The sequence below is a fragment of the Cellulophaga sp. 3_MG-2023 genome, from assembly GCF_030546975.1.
Lineage (GTDB): Bacteria > Bacteroidota > Bacteroidia > Flavobacteriales > Flavobacteriaceae > Cellulophaga.
In genome coordinates, this window is record NZ_JAUOPS010000005.1 from 110,703 (window position 1) to 132,624 (window position 21,922).

23 protein-coding genes are annotated in these 21,922 nt (G+C 30.9%); 14 read left to right on the forward strand and 9 right to left on the reverse strand.

Annotated elements, in window-relative coordinates:
- Positions 1-168: 168 nt before the first annotated feature.
- The 3 genes from Q4487_RS13275 to Q4487_RS13285 all read left to right on the forward strand — a co-directional run bounded on the left by Q4487_RS13275 (position 169) and on the right by Q4487_RS13285 (position 2,281).
- The gene (locus tag Q4487_RS13275; RefSeq protein ID WP_303543490.1) at positions 169-1,065 is read left to right on the forward strand and encodes a site-specific tyrosine recombinase; all 897 of its coding nucleotides are present in this window, start codon (positions 169-171) and stop codon (positions 1,063-1,065) included.
- 69 nt (positions 1,066-1,134) lie between these two features.
- Positions 1,135-1,629: an RNA polymerase sigma factor gene (locus Q4487_RS13280; RefSeq protein WP_100895451.1), complete on the forward strand. Its 495-nt coding sequence runs from the start codon at positions 1,135-1,137 to the stop codon at positions 1,627-1,629.
- A gap of 4 nt (positions 1,630-1,633) precedes the next feature.
- The gene (locus tag Q4487_RS13285; RefSeq protein ID WP_303543488.1) at positions 1,634-2,281 is read left to right on the forward strand and encodes a hypothetical protein; all 648 of its coding nucleotides are present in this window, start codon (positions 1,634-1,636) and stop codon (positions 2,279-2,281) included.
- Positions 2,282-2,364: 83 nt separating this feature from the next.
- Here the strand turns inward: Q4487_RS13285 and Q4487_RS13290 are convergent, their stop codons facing one another.
- The gene (locus Q4487_RS13290; protein ID WP_100895449.1) at positions 2,365-3,171 is read right to left on the reverse strand and encodes a 1-acyl-sn-glycerol-3-phosphate acyltransferase; all 807 of its coding nucleotides are present in this window, start codon (positions 3,169-3,171) and stop codon (positions 2,365-2,367) included.
- Positions 3,172-3,209: 38 nt separating this feature from the next.
- The gene (locus tag Q4487_RS13295) at positions 3,210-3,851 is read right to left on the reverse strand and encodes a CoA pyrophosphatase (RefSeq protein WP_303543486.1); all 642 of its coding nucleotides are present in this window, start codon (positions 3,849-3,851) and stop codon (positions 3,210-3,212) included.
- On the opposite strand from Q4487_RS13295, the gene Q4487_RS13300 reads away from it, so the two are divergent.
- On the forward strand, positions 3,850-4,560 hold the full coding sequence (locus tag Q4487_RS13300; protein WP_303543484.1) for a peptidylprolyl isomerase: 711 nt from the start codon (positions 3,850-3,852) through the stop codon (positions 4,558-4,560). The genes Q4487_RS13295 and Q4487_RS13300 overlap by 2 nt on opposite strands.
- 32 nt (positions 4,561-4,592) lie before the next feature.
- On the opposite strand, the gene Q4487_RS13305 is transcribed toward Q4487_RS13300, so the two are convergent.
- The gene (locus Q4487_RS13305) at positions 4,593-5,213 is read right to left on the reverse strand and encodes a trimeric intracellular cation channel family protein (RefSeq protein WP_100895447.1); all 621 of its coding nucleotides are present in this window, start codon (positions 5,211-5,213) and stop codon (positions 4,593-4,595) included.
- Positions 5,214-5,217: 4 nt separating this feature from the next.
- Positions 5,218-5,934, reverse strand: a complete 717-nt coding sequence (locus tag Q4487_RS13310) for an RDD family protein (RefSeq protein WP_100895446.1) — start codon at positions 5,932-5,934, stop codon at positions 5,218-5,220.
- A gap of 33 nt (positions 5,935-5,967) precedes the next feature.
- Between Q4487_RS13310 and Q4487_RS13315 the strand changes: the two genes are divergently transcribed.
- From Q4487_RS13315 to Q4487_RS13360, 10 genes are all read left to right on the forward strand, one after another.
- The gene (locus tag Q4487_RS13315; RefSeq protein ID WP_303543459.1) at positions 5,968-6,933 is read left to right on the forward strand and encodes a stage II sporulation protein M; all 966 of its coding nucleotides are present in this window, start codon (positions 5,968-5,970) and stop codon (positions 6,931-6,933) included.
- Entirely contained in the window at positions 6,923-7,807 is an 885-nt protein-coding gene (locus tag Q4487_RS13320; RefSeq protein WP_303543457.1) for a hypothetical protein, read from the forward strand. The genes Q4487_RS13315 and Q4487_RS13320 overlap by 11 nt, the downstream gene beginning before the upstream one ends.
- 1 nt (position 7,808) lies before the next feature.
- Positions 7,809-8,546, forward strand: a complete 738-nt coding sequence (locus tag Q4487_RS13325; RefSeq protein ID WP_303543455.1) for a DUF4129 domain-containing protein — start codon at positions 7,809-7,811, stop codon at positions 8,544-8,546.
- Positions 8,543-9,754 carry a DUF4350 domain-containing protein gene (locus Q4487_RS13330; RefSeq protein WP_303543454.1) on the forward strand — a complete coding sequence of 404 codons (1,212 nt, stop codon included), beginning with the start codon at positions 8,543-8,545 and terminating at the stop codon, positions 9,752-9,754. The genes Q4487_RS13325 and Q4487_RS13330 overlap by 4 nt, the downstream gene beginning before the upstream one ends.
- The gene (locus Q4487_RS13335) at positions 9,741-10,727 is read left to right on the forward strand and encodes a MoxR family ATPase (protein WP_100895441.1); all 987 of its coding nucleotides are present in this window, start codon (positions 9,741-9,743) and stop codon (positions 10,725-10,727) included. Before Q4487_RS13330 ends, Q4487_RS13335 begins: the two co-directional genes overlap by 14 nt.
- 3 nt (positions 10,728-10,730) lie before the next feature.
- The gene (locus Q4487_RS13340) at positions 10,731-12,062 is read left to right on the forward strand and encodes a DUF58 domain-containing protein (protein ID WP_303543452.1); all 1,332 of its coding nucleotides are present in this window, start codon (positions 10,731-10,733) and stop codon (positions 12,060-12,062) included.
- A gap of 139 nt (positions 12,063-12,201) precedes the next feature.
- The gene (locus tag Q4487_RS13345) at positions 12,202-12,429 is read left to right on the forward strand and encodes a DUF2007 domain-containing protein (RefSeq protein WP_303543450.1); all 228 of its coding nucleotides are present in this window, start codon (positions 12,202-12,204) and stop codon (positions 12,427-12,429) included.
- 123 nt (positions 12,430-12,552) lie between these two features.
- Entirely contained in the window at positions 12,553-14,169 is a 1,617-nt protein-coding gene (locus Q4487_RS13350; RefSeq protein ID WP_303543448.1) for an ATP-binding protein, read from the forward strand.
- Positions 14,166-14,585 (forward strand): response regulator, encoded by a 420-nt coding sequence (locus Q4487_RS13355; RefSeq protein ID WP_100895437.1) that lies wholly within the window; start codon positions 14,166-14,168, stop codon positions 14,583-14,585. The genes Q4487_RS13350 and Q4487_RS13355 overlap by 4 nt, the downstream gene beginning before the upstream one ends.
- A 35-nt stretch (positions 14,586-14,620) precedes the next feature.
- On the forward strand, positions 14,621-15,406 hold the full coding sequence (locus Q4487_RS13360; protein ID WP_303543446.1) for an ABC transporter substrate-binding protein: 786 nt from the start codon (positions 14,621-14,623) through the stop codon (positions 15,404-15,406).
- A gap of 1 nt (position 15,407) precedes the next feature.
- On the opposite strand, the gene Q4487_RS13365 is transcribed toward Q4487_RS13360, so the two are convergent.
- From Q4487_RS13365 to Q4487_RS13385, 5 genes are all read right to left on the reverse strand, one after another.
- On the reverse strand, positions 15,408-16,349 hold the full coding sequence (locus tag Q4487_RS13365) for a nitronate monooxygenase family protein (protein WP_303543444.1): 942 nt from the start codon (positions 16,347-16,349) through the stop codon (positions 15,408-15,410).
- 27 nt (positions 16,350-16,376) lie between these two features.
- Positions 16,377-17,567, reverse strand: coding sequence for a tRNA 2-thiouridine(34) synthase MnmA (gene mnmA, locus Q4487_RS13370; RefSeq protein WP_100895434.1), 1,191 nt, complete (start codon positions 17,565-17,567; stop codon positions 16,377-16,379).
- A 376-nt stretch (positions 17,568-17,943) separates the two neighbouring features.
- Positions 17,944-19,794 (reverse strand): membrane protein insertase YidC, encoded by a 1,851-nt coding sequence (yidC, locus tag Q4487_RS13375; protein WP_303543442.1) that lies wholly within the window; start codon positions 19,792-19,794, stop codon positions 17,944-17,946.
- Positions 19,795-19,907: 113 nt separating this feature from the next.
- A complete protein-coding gene (locus Q4487_RS13380) occupies positions 19,908-21,530 on the reverse strand; it encodes a CTP synthase (RefSeq protein ID WP_303543440.1) in 1,623 nt (540 codons plus the stop codon).
- A gap of 61 nt (positions 21,531-21,591) precedes the next feature.
- Positions 21,592-21,825 carry a DUF3820 family protein gene (locus tag Q4487_RS13385; protein ID WP_100895431.1) on the reverse strand — a complete coding sequence of 78 codons (234 nt, stop codon included), beginning with the start codon at positions 21,823-21,825 and terminating at the stop codon, positions 21,592-21,594.
- Between the last annotated feature and the right edge of the window lie 97 nt (positions 21,826-21,922).

Sequence of the window (21,922 nt, forward strand, 5' to 3'; positions counted from 1 at the left end):
TTTAGTTTATAATTATGCAGTAAACATAGATTGTTAATCTTGTTCACTTACAATGTTTGTTGTGTAAATGTAAGTAATTGTTGTAAACCAACAACAAACAGTTGTGAAGAAAAAAGACCGGTAAAAAACTCTTTTTTTAACCAAATTATTAACTTAATTTTAACCTATATGAAATGGAGACAGGGACTAACTGATTATCAGCACTATCTAAAAATAGAAAGAGGATTAATGGAGAATTCTATCACTAATTACGTATTAGATGTAGAAAAGTTAATTTCCTTTTTAGAGCAAAAAAATATAACAGAAACTCCCATTACTATTACTAAAGAAACTACACTAAGGTTTGTATACGAGATATCTACCAGTATTAACCCAAGGTCACAAGCAAGAATATTATCTGGTCTAAAGAGTTTTTTTAATTACCTAGTTTTTGAAGATTATAGAGCAGACAATCCTATGGATTTAATAGAGGCTCCAAAAATTGGCAGAAAACTGCCAGATACCTTGTCTGTTGAGGAAATTAACACTTTGATAGACGCAATAGACCTAAGCAAGCCTGAAGGCGAACGTAATAGAGCAATGCTAGAAACGTTATATGGTTGTGGTCTACGTGTGTCCGAACTTACAAATTTGAGACTATCAGATTTATTCTTTAATGAAGATTTTATTAGAGTTACAGGAAAAGGAGATAAACAACGTTTTGTTCCTATTAGTAATATAAATAAAAAGTACATTACTATATATAAAGATGAAATTAGAAATCATTTAGATATAAAAAAAGGGTTTGAAGATATTTTGTTTCTAAACCGCAGAGGAAGACAATTAACACGTGCTATGATTTTTACTATTATTAAACAATTAGCAGAAACCATTGAATTAAAAAAAACAATTAGTCCGCATACCTTACGTCACTCATTTGCAACACATTTGCTAGAAAATGGAGCAGACTTAAGAGCAATACAACAAATGTTGGGTCACGAAAGTATTACAACTACAGAAGTTTACGTACACGTAGACCGTACACACTTGGCAAGCGTAATTGCTAACTATCATCCTAGAAAATAATATTTTTACTTTATAATGTAACAAATTATAAATAACCACTACTAACAAGTACAACTACCAACCAAAAAAGTGAGCAAAGACTTAGAACATGCATTTGTAACAGAACTAGAGAACAACCAAAATATTGTTCACAAGGTCTGTACGCTGTACACTAATGACAAGGATGCTCATAACGACTTGTTTCAAGAAATAACTATACAACTATGGAAAGCGTACCCAAAATTTAGAGGTGATTCTAAATTTAGTACTTGGATGTATAGAGTGGCTTTAAACACTGCTATTACACTTTATAGAAAATCTAAAAGAAAAGTTAGCACACAAAGTTATGAGTCTGTAATTTTTAAAATTAAGGCTGATGAATATGATGAAACACAAGAATTACAACTAAAACTTATGTACAAAGCTGTAAAGCAGTTGGGAGACATAGATAAAGCATTGGTTTTTCTTTACTTAGAAGATAAGGATTATACAGAAATATCTGAAACACTAGGTATTAGCGAAGTAAACGCTAGGGTAAAGATGAACAGAATAAAGAAAAAATTAAAAACCATTTTAAATCCTTAATTGTATGGATGAATTGGATATCTTAAAAAAAGATTGGCAAAAAAAGGGAGACGAACTTCCTAAATTGTCTTACAATGATATTTACAAAATGATATGGAAGAAGTCTTCCTCTATTGTTAAGTGGATATTTATAATTAGTATTTTGGAATTTGTACTCCCCAACTTACTCTTTATTTTCCCTAGTACAAGAGAACATATTGCTAAAATGTATTATGGTAACACATATGGTGTATTTTTTATAGCATTGTCTGTTATACAATACACTGTTATATTCTATTTTATTTATCAGTTTTATAAAAGATATAAAGAGATTTCTGTTTTAGATAACTCTAAGACTTTAATGAAAAATATTATACGGACTAGAAAAACGGTAAAACACTATGTTATTTTTAGTTTAGCTACCTTAATGTTTACAATGCTTGCACAAGCAGTTTGTGTTTATTTTGATCCTGTAATGCTCACCACAATTTATCCTGAAGAATTGCCTACAAACGTATCTGCAGAAAAATTTAAAACCATAATGACAATAACATTTGTTATTGTAGCTGTTGTAACTACTGTTGTATTTGCTTTAATTTATTTTCTCTTGTACGGGTTATTACTTAAAAAATTAAACAGAAACTACTACGAATTAAAAAAAATGGAGATTTAAACAAACTACCCTGTTATACAACCAAAAAAAACCATCTGATTAATCAGATGGTTTTTTTTATACAAAAATGAAATACTAAATAATTAATCTAGTTTCCACTTTCTAAGTTCATTTTCTTCTTCTAGGGCTTTCAAATCTGCCTTAGAAATTACTTTTAAATAAGAGGGATCTTGCTCTATAGCGTGCCCTAGCTTATCTATAATAGACTCAAAAGAATCATTTTCATAATCTATATCTAAAGGTTCTTTTATAACCATAGACTGTAAAATACCTTTTTTCTTTATTCTCAGTCCTTTTTTATCAAAAGAACGTCTAAAACCATCTATTACAACAGGTACAACAATAGGCTTATATTTTTTTATAATATGTGCAGTTCCTTTACGTAAAGGTTTCCAAGGAGTGGTTGTTCCTTGCGGAAATGTAATAACCCAACCATCATCTAAAGCGGTACCAATATTACTAATATCGCTCATTTTTACTTGCCTTTTTACATCTTGCCCGTCTGCACGCCACGTACGTTGTATACTAATAGAACCAGCGTAAGCCAAAATCTTAGTTAAAAGACTTTTTTTCATTGTCTCTGCAGCAGCTACATAGTACATATTCAACTTAGGCTTCCAGATGTAACCAATATTTCTAATATTATCTTCTCTACCACTTAAACTGGCATTAAAAACATGAAACATTGCAACTACATCTGCAAAGTATGTTTGGTGGTTAGATACAAATAGTACGCCTTTGTCTGGCAAGTCTCTTAGTATTTGTGATCCTTCTATTTCTAATTTATTAAATCCTTTGTACCTGCGGTGTGTAAATAAAGCCGCAATTCTTATTAACCACTTTTTTAAAAATAGTATATGCCCAAAAGGATTCTTTTTAAATAAACCCATAATTAATATTGTGTTGCCAAATCTACAAATTTATATAACTATAACAATTGTTTTAGTAGCTCTTTAAGTTCGCTCATTATCATTGCAGTTGCACCCCAAACAACATAACCATCTAATTTAAAGGCTGGTACATCTATATTTACAGCATAAGAAGTTGTTAAATTTTGAGTACTAATTTTACTATCATCCATAAAATCTAGCAAAGAAACCTCTACTAAATGCTCTACTTCTGACTCTTGAATAACAAAAGGAGCTGGATTAGGGTATAATCCTATATAGGGTTGCACTTCAAAATTACTTGGTGGTATGTATATAGATGATAGCTCTGCCATTACCTGTACTTTTTGTTGTGGTACACCCACTTCTTCATACGTTTCTCTTAATGCTGTAGCTAATAGATTTTTATCTTCTTTTTCTACCTTACCACCCGGAAAACCAATTTGGTTAGAGTGCACACCTTTATAAGTTTTACGCAGCATTAACAACAAGTTGGTACTGTTTTCTTCTGTTGGGTAAAACAAAGCCATAACAGCTGCTTTACGTGCTTTATCACGCTGATTTTTCATTCTACTTAACTCATCTATTCTAATAGATGGAGCCATTTTATTATGAGATTCTTCACCTAGTAAAGGAAGATTCTTTATTTTTGAAATTCTCTTGGTAAAATCATCAAAATTCATGAATACAAAGGTACTATCTTACACTATACTATTACTACTAATTTTAACATTCAGTTGCAACAACGCAGCAAAACAAAAGCAAAAAACAGAGGATGCTAAAGTAAAAACAGACACTCTTGCAATAGACAGTTCTAAAGTTACTAAAAAAGAAGAAAAGTTTGTACTTACCGAGGAAAATGCTATTCCTTTTTTTTATGAATACAATAAAACATTAAAAGAAGATAAAGTAAAAATTACCACAAACCTTGGTAGCTTTACTTTGCAATTATTTGATAATGTACCTTACCACAAAGCTAATTTTATTTACCTAACAAAAAAAGGCTATTTTAATGACACCTATTTTCATAGAGTAGTCAAAAATTTTATTATTCAAGGTGGTAATGCAGATAATATAAAAACAGCTAAAAAAAGAGGAGAAATTGGCAGATATTTATTACCTCCTGATACAAAAAAAGGACACAAACACCATAGAGGAGTGATATCTATGCCTAGCAGTGAAAATGATAACCCGCATAAATTAGCCTCTCCTTATGAGTTTTTTATTGTGGTAACAAAACCTGGGTCTTATCATTTAGATAAAGACTACACTCCTTTTGGTCGTGTTATAGAAGGTATGGATGTTGTAGATTTAATTAACAGACAACCTGTTGACAAAGGAGATTGGCCTAAAAAAAATATTTTTATAATTAAAGCTGAAGTTGTAAAATAGATTTTAGTTATCACTTTAATTAAAAATTATGCTTATTTTTTAGTTTCTACTGGCGGATAAATAGTTGGTAAAGCAATTTTAAATTTAACAGCCAACAAACGCACTGTAATTACAATAAAAATACAAATTACGTGTATATAATTAGGTTTCACAGGTAATTTTATCAATAAAAAATAACTGCTAGCCCCTATTATACAAGCTGTTGCATACACTTCTTTTCTAAATATCACAGGAATTTCATTACATAAAATATCGCGTATAACACCTCCAAAACAGGCAGTTATTGTACCAACAACAATACACATAATTGGCAGTAGATTTGCATCTAGTCCCTTCTCTACTCCTGCTAAAGTATAAAGACCAATACCTATGGTATCAAACAAAAAAAGAGAAGTTCTTAAGTATTTTAATTGTTTTCTAAAAATGATAGAGAGCACTACCGTAGTTAAAATTGTATAAATATAAATTGGTTGCAGTAACCAAGTTACAGGTGTATTACCAAGCAACAAATCTCTTAATGTACCACCACCAACAGCTGTAACAAAGGCCACAATAAAAACTCCAAAAGGATCCAGTTTTTTATCCATTGCTACCAAAACACCAGATATAGCAAATGCTATTGTTCCTAAAATATCTATAACTAGATAAAACATAAGCTTATAATTCTTGAGTATAGTAGATATAATCTTTAATAACAGTGTCTACAAATTCTAAAGGTTTTTTATCTGTAGTTATACTAGTAACTTCCTTTATTTTATTAGACAAAGATACTATAACGTTGTGGTCTCCATTACGTTTTGCAGAGCTATATAATTCTTTTATAGTTTGCATCTCTGGATCTTTAAACACAGTTACCTGCGGGTAACTTGGCGAGTAATTTTCTGGTAAATTAGCCACCATTGTATCTTGCAATTTCACTTTTTTCTTTTCCGTAATTACTGTAGTTCCTGCAGCTATATCTCCCAAACGCTGTCCGTTACCTCTTAACAATATTGTAAGTACAGCAACACCTCCGGTAGACAAAACTACATCTACAATACGCATAATCCAACGTATAAAATAGCTAGAAAAATTTGGTTTAGACCCATCTAGTTTTACAACTCTAATAGACATTATTTTTTTACCAACCGTAGAGCCATTCATAAAATACTCTAACAATAAATAATAGAAGAAAGCTGGTAATGTTACAATTAAATATAAATGCCACATATCTTTAAAATGGATATTCATATATACCAACAAAAGAATCATAAGTAACGTGTAAACAAAAATAACAATGCTGTCTATAATATAGGCCAGCATCCTATCACCCAAATGTGCAGCATTTTGATGAATGCTAATATTTTGAGCAGTTTCTATTTGAATTTCGTTCATATTTTAGTTTCTTTGGTACAAATCTTAAAGCCAATGCGCGAAGCTGCCTTTGTAAAGCAAAATAAAGACAAATGGACTACTTTTGAAAGTGTCCTGGCAAAGAAAACGGAAATTGACCCAAACAAATTATCAGATTTGTATATCGAAATTACCGATCACCTTAGCTATGCCAAGACTTTCTACCCTGGTAGCAACACCGCATTTTTTTTAAATTCTTTGGCTTCAGAAGCTCATCAAAAAATATATAAGACCAAAAAAGAGCCAAAAAACAGAATAATCAGCTTTTGGAAAACAGAATTTCCCACATTATTTTATCACAATCGTCGTGAATTACTAATTGCATTTCTAGTTTTTTCATTTTTTTGCGCAGTAGGAGCTTTCTCTGCTGCTAATGATGGTGATTTTGTTAGATCTTTTTTAGGCGATGGCTATGTAAATATGACTTTAGAAAATATTGCCAATGATGATCCTATGGCTGTTTACAAACAGCAAAGTGAATTTAAAATGTTTTTAGGGATCACTATTAACAATATAAAAGTAGCTATGATGGCTTTTATATATGGCATTTTGCTTGGCATAGGTTCTTTATTTGTGATGATGCAAAATGGCATTATGCTAGGTAGCTTTCAGTATATGTTTTATGAAAAAGGATTGCTATGGGAGTCTGCACGTACTATTTGGATACACGGCACTATAGAGATATCTGTAATTATAATTGCTGGTTGTGCCGGACTTGTTTTAGCAAAAGGGATTCTTTTTCCTGGCACTTATACAAGACTAGAATCTTTTAAAAGAGGCACTGTAAACGGCTTAAAAATAATGCTATCTACTGTTCCTTTCTTTGTTGTAGCTGGCTTTTTAGAGGGTTTTGTTACCAGACATACAGAAATGCCAGATTGGCTTGCTATATTAATTATTACAAGCTCATTAGCTTTAATATTATATTATTACGTTATTTATCCTTATTTATTACACAAAAGAACCAACCATGCAGAATAACAATTACGTAGAGTTTAAAAAGAAAAGAGATTTAGGTGAAATTTTAGGCGACACTTTTGCTTTTTTAAGAACTCAATTAAAACCATTTTTTAACACCTTTTTTAAAATAGCTGGTCCGTATTTGGTTGTTTTTTTAATATGTAATGCCTTTTACACTTATACCATTGGTGGTAGTATGAATTTTAATGTTGAAAGTTCGGATGAAGCCTCTGAAATTTTTATGATGTTAACATCTGTATTTTTATTTCTCGTTTCTACTGGTGTAGCCTACGCAATGGCGCAATCTGTAACGTTACACTACATAAAAAGCTATGTAGAAAACAACGGGGTTATTAATTTTGATCAAATAAAATCTGAAGTATACAGTACTTTTTGGAAGTTTATAGGATTAGCGTTTTTAGTAGGTATTTGCGTAATTGTTGGTTTAATGTTTTGCTTAATACCTGGAATATATTTGTATGTACCATTAACACTTGCTTTTAGCATCCTTATTTTTAACCAAAAATCTGTTGGTGATGCCTTTAGTGATAGCTTTAGTTTAGTTAAAGATTATTGGTGGATAACTTTTGCTACTCTTTTAGTAGTTGGTATTGTTGTAGCTGTAGCTGGTTATGCATTTAGTGTACCTTCTGCCATATATATGTACGCTAAAATGGGGGTATTTTCTGCAGAAATAGACCCAAGTAATATGGGAGATACATTAATAGATCCTATAGGGATTTTTATAAATGTTATAGCAGCTCTTTTTCAATATTTACTGGGTATTATTACAGTTGTTGCAGGTGCTTTAATATATTTTGATTTAAACGAAAGAAAAAATTTAACGGGTACTATGGAGCGTATTAAAAGTTTAGGAAATACTACCGATTTATAATATGCAAAAACTTCTTTTTTCTTTTTTTATTAGTATCACGTTTTCTTTATCTGCGTATAGTTTTCAAGACTCTACTATGGTAGATTATGATGATGCACCTTTATCTGTAAAGAAAATAACAAAAGAAGACTTACAATCTTATAAAGATGACTCTAGCTATAATTATACTTTAGAAAAAGCAGATAACTCTTGGTGGGATAAATTTAAATCTTGGCTTTACTCCTATTGGTTACGTTTTTTTCAGTGGCTATTTGGAGGAACAAAAGCTGTAGGCTATTTAGCTGCTTTTTTAAAAATTATACCGTACGTACTGCTTGGAATATTAATTTTTATTGGTATAAAATTCTTTTTAAAGGTAAACGCAAACAGTATACACTTATCTAAAAAAAATCAAAGTTCTGTTACCTTGTCTGAAGAAGAAAATATTATTAAGAACGAAGACATACAACAACTTATAAAAAAGGCTTTAGAGGATAAAAATTACAGATTAGCCATTAGATATTACTACTTGCATATTTTAAAAATAATGAGCGACAAAGAACTTATAGATTGGCAATTACAAAAAACTAATGATGATTACCAACAAGAGCTAAGCGGCTCTACTTACGCTAACTCTTTTATAACCATAACAAGATTATATGATTATGTTTGGTATGGAGATTTTACTATAGATGAACTTAAGTACAATAAAGCAGCAGAAGAATTTATTAAACTACAAAATAGCATCATTAAAAAGTGATAAAAAAAGGAAGCTCATATATCATCATTATAGCAGTAACACTTATTGTTTACTTGGCTTTAGAGTATAGTAAACCTAAAGAGGTCAACTGGTTTCCTTCTTTTGCTACTCACCATAAAATTCCTTTTGGCACTAAGGTTTTTAATGATATTTTAGAAAATAAATTAGGAGATAAAACAACATCTGTTTACGAGCCACCTTTTATATTTTTAAATAAAAACGACACTATAACAGGTACATATTTGCTAATAAATAACAACCTTGAATTAGACAAAAGCGAAGTAAGTAAATTATTAGAGTGGACTGCCAAAGGAAATACACTTTACCTTGCAGGCTCTAGTTTTGGTAACGCTTTAGAACATGAGCTTAATTTTAGCACAAAAACACTTTACACAGATGAATTAGATCATAAATTTTATATGCATTTAGTTAATCCGTCTATAAAAACTAAAAAACCTATTATTTTTAGTAAAAAATCCGATATTAATTATTTTTCTAAAATAGATACTCTAAACGCAAAAGTGTTGGGTGTTATAGATGATTTTGAAACAATCTCTATAAAAAATGCAAACATCATAAAACAAGACTATGGTAAAGGAACCGTTATTTTAAATCATTTTCCTTACGCATTTACCAATTTTTTTATTTTAGATAATGAAAACAATACAGATTACACATCGTCTTTATTAGCTTATATAGACACTTCTAAAAATATTTACATAGATAATCACCATAAATCAGGAAAAACCTTTTACACATCTCCAATGCGTATATTTTTAAGCGCAAAAGAATTAAAATGGGCATATTATATAGCTCTAATTGGCGCTTTATTTTATGTGTTTTTTGAAGGAAAAAGAAAACAACGTGCAATACCAATAGTTACTCCTTTAAAAAATCAGACTTTGGCATTTACCCGTACTATTGCAGATATGTATTACCAAAGAAACAGGCAAAAAGAAATTGCAGAGCATAAGATTAACTTTTTTATGGATTATGTACGCTCTAAATTTCATGTAAATACTTTAGAAAAGAACGATGATTTTTACAATACCGTTTCTGCAAGAAGTTTTCATAACAAAGAAGAAACTACAAAGTTGTTTTCATATTTTGATCAACTTTTACAACAACAAAATATAACTAATGACCAGCTAATAGCATTAGATAAAAAAATAGAACAATTTAAAGACAAAGCAAATGGAAGCAAATAACGATATCAATTTTGATAATAGAATACCTTTAGAAGATTTAAAAAATGCTGTTACCGAAATTAAGCAAGAGCTGGCTAAGGTAATTATTGGTCAAGATCGTTTTGTAGAGTTGTTAATCGTTTCGCTATTAGTAGATGGTCACGTTTTAATAGAAGGTGTACCTGGAATAGCAAAAACGGTTACTGCCAAATTATTTGCTAAAACTTTAAAAACAGAATTTAGTCGTATACAATTTACACCAGATTTAATGCCTAGTGATATTTTAGGTACTTCTATTTTTAACGTAAAATCGTCTGAATTTGAGTTTAAACAAGGGCCTATTTTTTCTAATATTATTTTGATTGATGAAATAAATAGAGCTCCTGCTAAAACACAAGCTGCTTTGTTTGAGATTATGGAAGAAACACAAGTAACTATGGACGGTAAAACCTATAAAATGGAGGCTCCTTTTATGGTTTTAGCCACACAAAACCCAATTGAACAAGAAGGTACTTATGCCCTACCAGAAGCACAATTAGACCGTTTTTTGTTTAAAATTAAAGTAGAATACCCAACACTAGAAGAAGAAATAAAAATACTAACAACACACCACCAACGTAAAGGCATAAAGCCGCAAACACTTATAAAAGATGTGTTGTCTCCTGCAAAATTAAAGGAATACAAAAAAAACATACAAGAGGTAATTGTTGAAGAAAAAATTCTACGCTACATAGCAGAAATAATTTCTAAAACACGTAACCACCCACATTTATATCTTGGTGGTTCTCCTAGAGCATCCTTAGCAACTTTAAATGCAGCAAAAGCTTTTGCTGCCATTAATGGTAGAGACTTTGTTACTCCAGAAGATGTAAAAAAAGCACTAACACCTGTACTTAACCATAGAGTTATTTTAACTCCAGAGCGCGAAATGGAAGGTATGACAACAGAAAGTGTTGTACATATGATTATGGAATCTGTAGAAATACCTAGATAATACATGCGTTTTTTAAAATCGTTTTACATACATAACACCTTTTTTTGGTACTTAGCCATACTTGCCGCAATGTTCATGACATCGTACTGGTACAAATGGCTATACCCTATTGCATGGCTTTGTACTATGGTTTTAATTGCCTTGTTTTTATTTGATATAGTTTTACTATTCGCATCTAAAAACAGTGTAAAAGCAAGCAGAACACTACCGCAAAAATTATCAAACAGTGACCATAACCCTATTGTTATGCAGTTTATAAGTACTTATGCTTTTAAAACTGGTGTATCTGTTGTTGAAGAATTGCCTATTCAATTTCAAAAAAGAGATTTTAAATACAATACAATACTTACAAAAAAAGAACCTAAAACTTTTGAATATACAGTTAGACCAGTAGAACGTGGTGAATATTATTTTGGCAACTTAAATATTTATGCTTCTTCTCCCCTACGCATTGTAAAACGTAGATTTTTGTACCTTAAAAACCAGATGGTTCCAGTGTATCCATCTATCATTCAAATGCAGAAATATGATTTTTTAGCTATCAGCAATAAATTATCTGAATTTGGAATGAAAAAAATTAGACGTATAGGTAATACGCAAGAGTTTGAGCAAATTAAAGAGTACGTTCCTGGTGATGACTTTAGAACCATAAACTGGAAAGCTACAGCTAAAAGTAACCAGTTAATGGTTAACCAATATCAAGATGAAAAATCACAACCCATTTACTCTGTAATAGATACTGGCAGAGTAATGAAAATGCCCTTTAATGGTTTAAAACTTTTAGATTATGCCATAAATAGTACGCTAGCATTTTCTAATGTAGCTCTTAAAAAGAATGACAAAACAGGAATGATATCTTTCTCTAAAAACATAGAGTCATTTTTACCTGCTATGCAAAAGCCTACTTATTTAAATGCCATACTAGAAAAGCTTTATAATATTACTACAGACTACGTAGATTCTGATTTTGGATTACTTTATGCACATTTAAAACGTAAAGTAAACCATAGAAGCTTATTATTACTATATACTAATTTTGAACATATAACAGCAATGCGCAGGCAGTTACCATATTTGCTTGCTATTGCAAAAAAGCATGTATTAGTTGTTATATTTTTTGAAAATACAGAATTAGAAAGCTTAATAAATTCTGATGCAGAAGACATACAGGGTATTTACCATAAAACTATTGCAGAAAAGTTTTCTATGGATAAAAGATTAATGCAAAAAGAACTGCAACAATACGGCATACAAACAATACTTACCAAGCCAGAAGAGCTTACTATTAACACCATTAATAAATACTTAGAAATTAAAGCTAGAGGACTCTTATAAAAGTTAAAACTAAAAAGTTAGCTTCTGTAACAGAACCACTTACAAATAATACTTAAAAAAGTACTACAAATAAATAGTTTTAATGTAAAATTTCTTTATTTTTCCCTATATTATATATTTTAAACCATAATTACAACCTATGTTAAAATCAAACTACCAAAAAATATATAGCGGAAACCAATTTGATGTAAAAGCTATTGTAGAAAAATTACATTCAATAAATATAGAAGGCGTTGTAAAAGACGAGTCAGAATCTGGAAGATTAGCTGGTTTTGCTTCTGCTATACCTGGAGAACAAGACTTATATGTACATAATGATGAAGCAGAAAAAGCTTTAGAATTAATAAAAAGTCATTTTAAAAAATAACAACCAGAAATATTACCTAATTACTGCTTAAAAACAATAAAAAGTAGTAGTGTTAGGCAATAAAACTAAAACCTGTAATATCTTACACGTAACATTTAATTACAAGTAAGTATTTATTTACATATGAAAACTTCCCCCCAGTTTAAAGAATTAAGGTTTTCCAAAACTTTAATTCTTACCATTTTAGTTATATGTATTTTTCCTTTTATACTTCAGTTAATTGGAGTTGATTTTGGAAACATAAATATCATATTTAATGCTAACGGAGAAAAAGTCGCCTTAGACCATGCTTCTCAAGATCTAGTTTTAACTCATTTAAGAGGCACTTTTACACATTTAATTTTAGAATGGACAGCAATTTGTATTGCCATTGCAACTGCCGTATTAGCCTTTATACAATACAGAATAACAAACAACCCAACTACTCCTATTATTGGAGGCGCATTGTTATGTGCTGGTTTCATAGATGCCTTTCATGCTTTGGCAGCTATTAAAATAATAAATCCAGCTACTGGTAATGAAAATTTTTTACCATTTACTTGGGCACTATCTAGAATATTTAATAGTGTAATTTTAATTTTGGGTGTTAGTATAATTTTGTTACAAAAGAAAAGGATGCTTCCAAAAAACGGAAGGCGCTTTGTATTTATTGTGACCTTAATTTTTGGTCTAATTGTATTTTTAACTGTATATTTTTCTGCCCTAAGTAAATCTTTACCAACTACAACAATACATAATAGTTTTATTACAAGGCCCTATGATTTAATTCCGCTTGTATTATTTTCATTTTTAGCATTATACTTATTTCCAAAGTTCCATAAAAAAGAAAACAATATATTTTCTAATGCTCTTTTATGGAGTATGATACCTGCTATAGCTACACAAATGTATATGGCTTTTGGGTCTGAACATTTACATGACTCTAACTTTAACATAGCCCATTCTTTAAAAGCAATATCATATGCTATACCATTTATTGGCATTATGTTAGACTATATATCTACCCATAAAAAAGAACAAATACGACTTACCGCATTAAAAAATGCTCATTATGCTGTTAGTCAAAAAAATAAAGAACTAGAACAGTTTGCCTTTATTGCATCTCATGACTTACAAGAACCTTTACGTACCGTAATGAACTTTACTCAACTATTTAAAGAAGAGTATAGTGACAAGTTAGATAAAAATGGTATTACTTATTTAAACTTTATTAGACAAGCATCTACAAGAATGAGCTTGCTTATTAAAGCCGTTTTTGACTATTCTAGAATTGGAGCCAAAAATGAAATTAGCAAGGTAAAAACTAATAAATTACTTAATGAGGTTATTGCAGAAATGGACCATATTATTAAAGAAACCAATACTGTAATACACTATAAAAAGTTACCAAAAATAGAAGGCCAAAAAACAGAGCTACGTATTCTATTTCAAAATCTGCTATCAAATGCTATTAGATTCCAAAAAGAAGGCGCAACACCCGTAATAGAAATAAAAGCAAAAGACCTTGGAGATTTTTGGGAATTTAGTATAAAAGACAACGGTATTGGTATAGAAAAAAAGCATCAAGATAAAATATTTTCTATGTTTCAACGCTTACATTCTAAAGACGTTTATGAAGGAATAGGAATAGGGCTTACGCATTGCTTAAAAATTGTACTAATGCACCAAGGTAGAATATGGGTAACATCTGAACCAAATAAAGGGAGCGAATTTAAATTTACTATTAAAAAACAAGAATGAACATGCTAAAAAGTATATTGTTAATAGATGATGATGAGGCAACTAATTTTTTGCACAAAATGGTTATTAAAAAGCTTAATTGTACAAATGATGTTATTGTTAAAACTAACGGACAAGAAGCCATAGATTACCTTAAAACAGAAAAAGATGGTGTTTTTCCGCAACCAAGCTTAATTTTATTAGACATTAATATGCCTATTATGAATGGTTGGGAGTTTTTACAAGAGTATAAAAAGCTTGAAGAAAACCAAATGGCAGAAACTGTAATTGTTATGCTAACAACATCTTTAAATCCTGATGATAAAGCTAGAGCTCTAGGTTTTACCCAAATAAACGATTTTAAAAGTAAACCACTTACGCCAGACGGTTTAAGAGATATACTTAAAAGCTTTTTTATGTTTCCTGATGATATATAAACATTACAGCTAATAATTAAGGTATATTTACCCATATGCAAAAGATTACAGATCAAATGGGGAGGCAATTTGAATGCCCAAAAAGTCCCTTACGAATTATTTCTCTAGTGCCATCACAAACTGAGCTGTTGGTAGATTTAGGTTTAGAAGAGTACATTGTAGGTGTTACAAAATTTTGTATTCATCCTAAACATCTACGTATGTCTAAAAAAGTAGTTGGTGGTACAAAAAAAATTTCCTTAGCTAAAATTGAAGCTGTGAAACCAGATATTATCTTATGCAACAAAGAAGAAAATACAAAAGAAATTGTTGAGCAGCTAGAAAAAATATACCCCGTACACGTATCAGACATTAATGACTTAGAAGATGCGCTAGATTTAATTACCCAATATGGTGTTATTTTTAATAGCTCTTTAGATGCTACTAAAATTGTTAGCACTATTAGAAATGAAGCAAATTCTTTTAAAAATTTTATAAAAGACAAACCTGCTAAAAAAGTAGCCTATTTAATTTGGAAAGATCCATATATGGCAGCTGGCAAAGAAACTTTTATAGATCATATGCTTAGCCTAAACAAGTATAAAAATGTTTTTAAAGACAGTTTAAGGTACCCTAAGGCTACTTTAGAAACTATTAAAGAACTAAACCCTGATTGCATTTTACTATCATCAGAACCTTATCCATTTAAGCGAGAACATATAGATGAGATTAAAAAAATAATGCCATCTACAACTGTTGAGTTGGTAGATGGCGAATACTTTTCTTGGTATGGTAGCAGACTACTAGATGCATTTATCTATTTTAAGTCTTTACACTACTAGATTATAAATTTACAGCTGCATTTTTAGCCAACTGAAACTCGGTTACTATTTCTTTAACAATATCTGCCGCTGGCATTATTTTATGAATAATAGCGGCTACTTGTCCTATTTCTAATTCACCGTCTTCCATATCGCCTTCAAACATACCACGTTTGGCGCGTGCTCTACCTAAAAGTGTTTTTAAATCTTCTGGTGTTGCTCCTTTTGCGTAAGCATCTTGTACCTCTACAAAAAACTTATTTTTAAGTAAACGTACTGGCGCAAGTTCTTTTAATGTTAACTGCGTATCTCCTTCTTGTGCAGCTACTACACTCTCTTTAAATAATTGATGAGAAGATGCCTCGTCACTTGCCACAAAACGACTACCAATTTGCACACCATCTGCACCTAAAACCATAACAGCCAACATTGCTTTACCTGTAGCAATACCTCCTGCTGCTATTAATGGTATTTTTAATTGTTCTTTTACAGCTGGTATTAATGCCAAGGTAGTAGTCTCATCTCTACCGTTATGTCCGCCTGCCTCAAAACCTTCTGCAACAACAGCATCTACTCCTGCAGCTTCAGATTTCAATGCAAATTTTAAACTACTAACAACGTGCACTACTATAATTCCGTTTTCTTTTAAATAACCTGTCCACGTTTTAGGATTACCTGCAGATGTAAATACTATTTTTACACCCAAGTCTACAATTATTTTCATAATCTCCTCTACGTTAGGGTACAACATTGGAACATTAACGGCAAAAGGTTTGTTTGTAGCTTTTTGACATTTTAAAATATGCTCTTTTAAAACATCTGGATACATAGACCCAGCACCAATTATTCCTAAACCACCTGCATTAGAAACAGCAGACGCAAGTTTCCAACCACTAGCCCAAATCATTCCGGCTTGTATAATTGGATATTCAATATTAAATAATGATGTTATTCTATTTTGCATATTCTTATTTTATCAAACTTAAAATTATTATGATATAACTCCAGAACCTATAAGTTCATCTCCTATGTGCCAAGCAACAAATTGTCCTTCTGCCATAGCAGATTGTTCTTCTTCAAAATCTACATACAAACCAGCATCAACCTTATATAAAGTTGCTTTTTGCAAAGCTTGTCTATAGCGTATACGTGCCATAACCTCCATTGTTTCATCAACCTGTAAAGCCATATCTGTACGCACCCAGTGCAATTCTTCATTAGAAACAAAAAGTGTTCTACGGTACAATCCTGGGTGTTTTTTACCCTGACCGGTATATATTACATTCTCATTAACATCTGTCTCTATAACAAACAAAGGTTCTTTGGTACCACCAACAGCCAAACCTTTACGCTGTCCTTTAGTAAAATAATGCGCTCCTTGATGCTCACCTACCACTTTACCGTCTGCTACATTGTAAACTGGTTTTGTAGCATAATAAGACAGTTCTTCTTCTTTGGTGGTAAACTCTGGTATTGCAGTATTGTATTGTTCTAAATTAGAAGAAACCTCTACTATAACTCCCTGTTTTGGTTTTAGTTTTTGTTGAAGAAAATCTGGCAAACGAACTTTACCTATAAAACAAAGACCTTGAGAATCTTTTTTATCTGCTGTAATTAAATCGTTTTCTGCTGCAATTTTACGCACTTCTGGTTTTAGCAAATCTCCAATAGGAAATAATGTTTTTGCTAGTTGCTCTTGTGATAGTTGACATAAAAAGTAAGACTGGTCTTTATTATCATCCTTACCACCTAATAACTGATGAATTTCTTTACCTTCTTCATTTACAAACGATGTTTTTCTGCAGTAATGACCTGTAGCAACATAATCTGCTCCCAGTTGCATTGCAATTTTCATAAACACATCAAACTTAATTTCTCTGTTACAAAGTACGTCTGGGTTTGGTGTTCTTCCTTTTTCATACTCATTAAACATATAGTCTACTATACGTTCTTTGTATTCTGCACTTAAATCTACTGTTTGAAAAGGAATACCTAATTTTTCTGCAACAATTAATGCATCATTACTATCCTCTAACCAAGGACATTCATTAGAAATGGTTACAGAATCATCGTGCCAATTTTTCATAAAAAGCCCAATTACGTCATAACCTTGTTCTTTTAAAAGATAAGCTGTAACGCTAGAATCTACACCTCCTGAAAGTCCTACTACTACTTTTTTCATTTTTTATATTCTGAATTGCAAAAATACAAAAATCTAAAATGCTTTGTATTTCTATTAACACCCATAAATCTTTAATTTTTCATAAAGAAATGTACCGTTTATCGATGTTTTAAATCGATTAAAAATCTACTAAAAACTTAGTCGTAAACCAAACAACAAAATGACTCTAATTAACATACAAAAAAGCGGCTTTTACAACTAAACTTTTTTTAAGCTTCTAATAGGTTGCATCTTTGGAGTCCCAAATGTTACTAAGCTTAACCTACTTAGTGCTAAAGCTCCTAGAAATAGGAGCTTTTTTTATTTAAATAAACAACTAAAAAAAATCCTGCTTCATTTATGAAGCAGGATTTTTTTATATGTAGTATAAAGAATATTATCTATTCTTTTTTTGCTCTTCTGCTTGCTCCATCATTTCACGCATCTTCTTCTGAAACTTGTTTTCTTTCTTAGGTTTCTTTTTATTCTCTTGAATTTTAGCGTGTATTTTATCTTCGTCTATAATAAACTTCTTAATTGCCAACATTATAAATATTGTAATTAAGTTAGATACAAAGTAGTACAAACTAAGTCCACTTGCATAACTATTAAAGAATACCAACATCATTAATGGAGATAAATAAAGTATAAACTTCATATTTGGCATTCCTGGCTGCTGTTGCATATTTTGCCCAGATGTCATCATCATATAAAAGAAAATAGCAATAGAAGCTAATATTGGAAATAAACTTACGTGATCTCCATACAACGGAATTTTAAATGGTAATTCTGCTATAATATCATAAGAAGATAAATCGTCTGCCCATAAAAACGGCTTTTGACGTAATGCAAAAGAAGTTGGGAAGAACATAAATAAGGCATAAAAAACTGGTAACTGCACCAATGCTGGCAAACAACCACTCATAGGACTGGCTCCTGCTTTGTTATACAGCTTCATAGTTTCTTGCTGCTTTTTCATTGGATTATCTTTGTACTTTTCTCCTAATTCTGCAATTTCAGGCTTTAAAACCTTCATTTTTGCTTGTGATAAGTAAGATTTGTATGTTACTGGTGACATTAGTAAACGAACTAAAATTGTCATTACAATAATAGCAATACCGTAAGGTAAAAATCCGCTTAAAAATGTATACGCTGGTGTAAACACATATCTGTTTATAAATCCAAATATACCCCATCCGTAAGGTATAGAATCTTCTAAACCAAGCTCTTTATATTTAGACAGCTCTTTAATATCTGTTGGCCCGTAATACAGGTTCATATTATAAGCTAACTCACCTGCTTCTGTTTTTAAAGGTAATATTGATGTATTCTCTTTTGTAAACTTAGTTTCTGGAGTGTCATCTTCAACTAGATTTACAGAACTTAATTTAGCTGTTTCAAAATGTTTATCTGATGCTAAAATAGAACTAAAGAAATGCTGTCTGTATGATAACCATTTAATATCTACTTCTTCATCTTCCTCATCATCACTACTTTCTGATAATTTACTAATATCACCATCATCATGATTATAAGTTAAACGTGTATACCTATTCTCATAAGTTGCACTTTTACTGTGTCTAATTCCTTTTTGTTTCCAAACTAAAGCAATTGGTGCAGCACTATTTAATACACCATTTAAACCTTGAGATCTAATATTAAAATCTAACAGGTATTCATCTGGCTTAATCTCATATCTGTATTCTAAAAAGTCTGTTGCAGAAACTTTTGCTTTCATAGAGAGAACAGTGTTGTTTCCGTTTTTAGATATTGTAGGTTCAAAAAATAAATCTTTAGTATCTAAAACTCTATTATCAGAAGTAGAAAAAGTTAACCCAAAACTAGCGTTGTTATCTTTTACTAAATGTACAGGAAGAGAATCATAAGTTACAAAGTTTTTCATCTTTGCTTCTACTATTTGTCCTCCTTTATTGCTTACTCTTAAATAAAGAACATTGTTTTCTAAAACCGTTGTACCTTCTGTTGCTGGCGTATAACCAAAAGCACCTATTTTACTTTTATAATTAGCAACTGCAGTAGAATCTGCTAAATTTAATACAGGTTCTTCAGCAACTTTTTCACTCTCTTCTTTACTTTCAGTTGCTGCTGCTTCTGTTTTTTGCTCTTCTTGTTTTTGTGCTTCTAGCTCCTCTGCAGTTGGTTGTGTGGTATTAAACCATAATACAAACAATCCAAAAATTAGTAAAAAACCAATAAGGGTTTTTACATCAAATTTCTTTTCTTCCATTCTAATATGTCAAAGATTTTATAGTAAAAACTAATAAATCTATATTGTTAATAATAAATTACAGTTTGCAAATATATGTCCAAATGTACACTTTATGCCAAAGTGGCACTCTTTTATTGCTTTTTGTGTTCTAATGCAGCTTTAACAAAACCTACAAATAATGGGTGCGGATTTGCAACTGTACTCTTGTACTCTGGATGATACTGTACACCTATAAACCAAGGATGTACTTCTTTTGGCAATTCTACAATCTCTACCAAACCTGTATCTTTATTAATACCAGATGCCTGTAAACCTGCAGCTGTAATTTGTTCTTTGTACTTGTTATTAAACTCGTATCTATGTCTATGACGTTCAGATATATCTGCTTTACCACTGTAAACTTCTTTAACTAAGCTATTATCTTCTAAATGGCAAGCCCAAGTACCTAAACGCATAGTACCTCCTTTGTTTACTACGGTTTTTTGTTCTTCCATTAAGTTAATAACAGGATTAGGAGTATCCTCATCCATTTCTTTAGAGTTAGCATCTGCTAAACCTAAAACGTTTCTAGAAAATTCTATAACTGCCATTTGCATACCTAAACAAATACCTAAAAACGGAATTTTATTTTCTCTTGCGAACTGTACAGCTTCTATTTTACCTTCTATACCTCTTTCTCCAAAACCAGGTGCTACTAAAATACCATCTAAACCTTTTAACTCTTCAGACATATTTTTACCTAAAATATGTTCAGAATGTATAGACTTAACTACTACTTTTACCTCATTTTCTGCACCAGCGTGTATGAATGCTTCTAAAATAGATTTATAAGAATCTTGTAACTCTACATACTTACCAATAAGACCAATAGTAACTTGATTTTTTGGATTTTTATGACGCTTTAAAAACTGGTTCCAGGTAGTTAAATCTGGTTTTTCTGTGTCTGACAAAGCTAATCGTTCTAAAACAACAGTATCTAAGCCTTCTTCTTGCATTAATAAAGGTACATCGTAAATAGTAGATGCATCTATAGATTGTATAACCGCTTCTCTTTTAACATTACAAAATAAAGCAAGTTTATGTTTTATTTCATCAGAAATTTCGTGCTCTGTTCTACATACAAGAATATCTGCCTTAATACCACTTTCCATTAATGTTTTTACAGAGTGTTGTGTTGGTTTTGTTTTTAACTCCCCAGCAGCAGATAAATATGGTACTAAGGTTAAATGTATAACAATACCATTATTATCACCTAGCTCCCATAATAATTGTCTAACAGATTCTATATAAGGCAAAGATTCTATATCACCAACAGTACCACCAATTTCTGTAATTACAATATCGTAATCACCACTTTTTCCAAGTATTTGAATACGTTCTTTAATTTCGTTGGTAATATGAGGTACAACCTGTACTGTTTTCCCTAAAAACTCTCCTCTACGCTCCTTTTCTATTACACTTTGGTAAATTCTACCAGTTGTAACATTGTTTGCCTGTGAAGTTCTAACATTTAAAAAACGCTCGTAATGCCCAAGGTCTAAATCCGTTTCTGCACCATCGTCAGTAACGTAACATTCACCGTGTTCATAAGGGTTTAATGTTCCTGGATCTACATTTATGTATGGATCCAATTTTTGAATAGTAGTTCTATATCCTCTAGCTTGTAATAATTTAGCTAAAGATGCAGCTATAATTCCTTTTCCTAGAGAAGATGTAACCCCTCCGGTTACAAATATGTACTTAGTGTTTGCCATGTAGCGTTAGGTTGTTTTCTTAACGCAAGCAAAAATAGCAAATTGCTATTACAAAAGCGGTCTATTCTTTAGGAAAATCTTTCTGAATTTTTAGAATGATATCTTCTAATCCGTTTATTTTAATTTCTAACATAGATTTTAACAAAACACCTAGTTTACCCTCAGGAAAACCCTTTTGATTAAACCATATTAAATACCGCTCTGGTAAGTGCACTAAATACCAACCTTTGTATTTTCCAAATGGCATTCTGTAATGTGCTAACTCTATTAGTTTTTTATTATCGTTTTTTAACATAAATGTAATGATCTAAAAGCAATTTTGAGTCGTAAATAAATCAATAACAATATTTTACATTTATTTAAAATAACAAATCAACTTTAACGCCACAAAA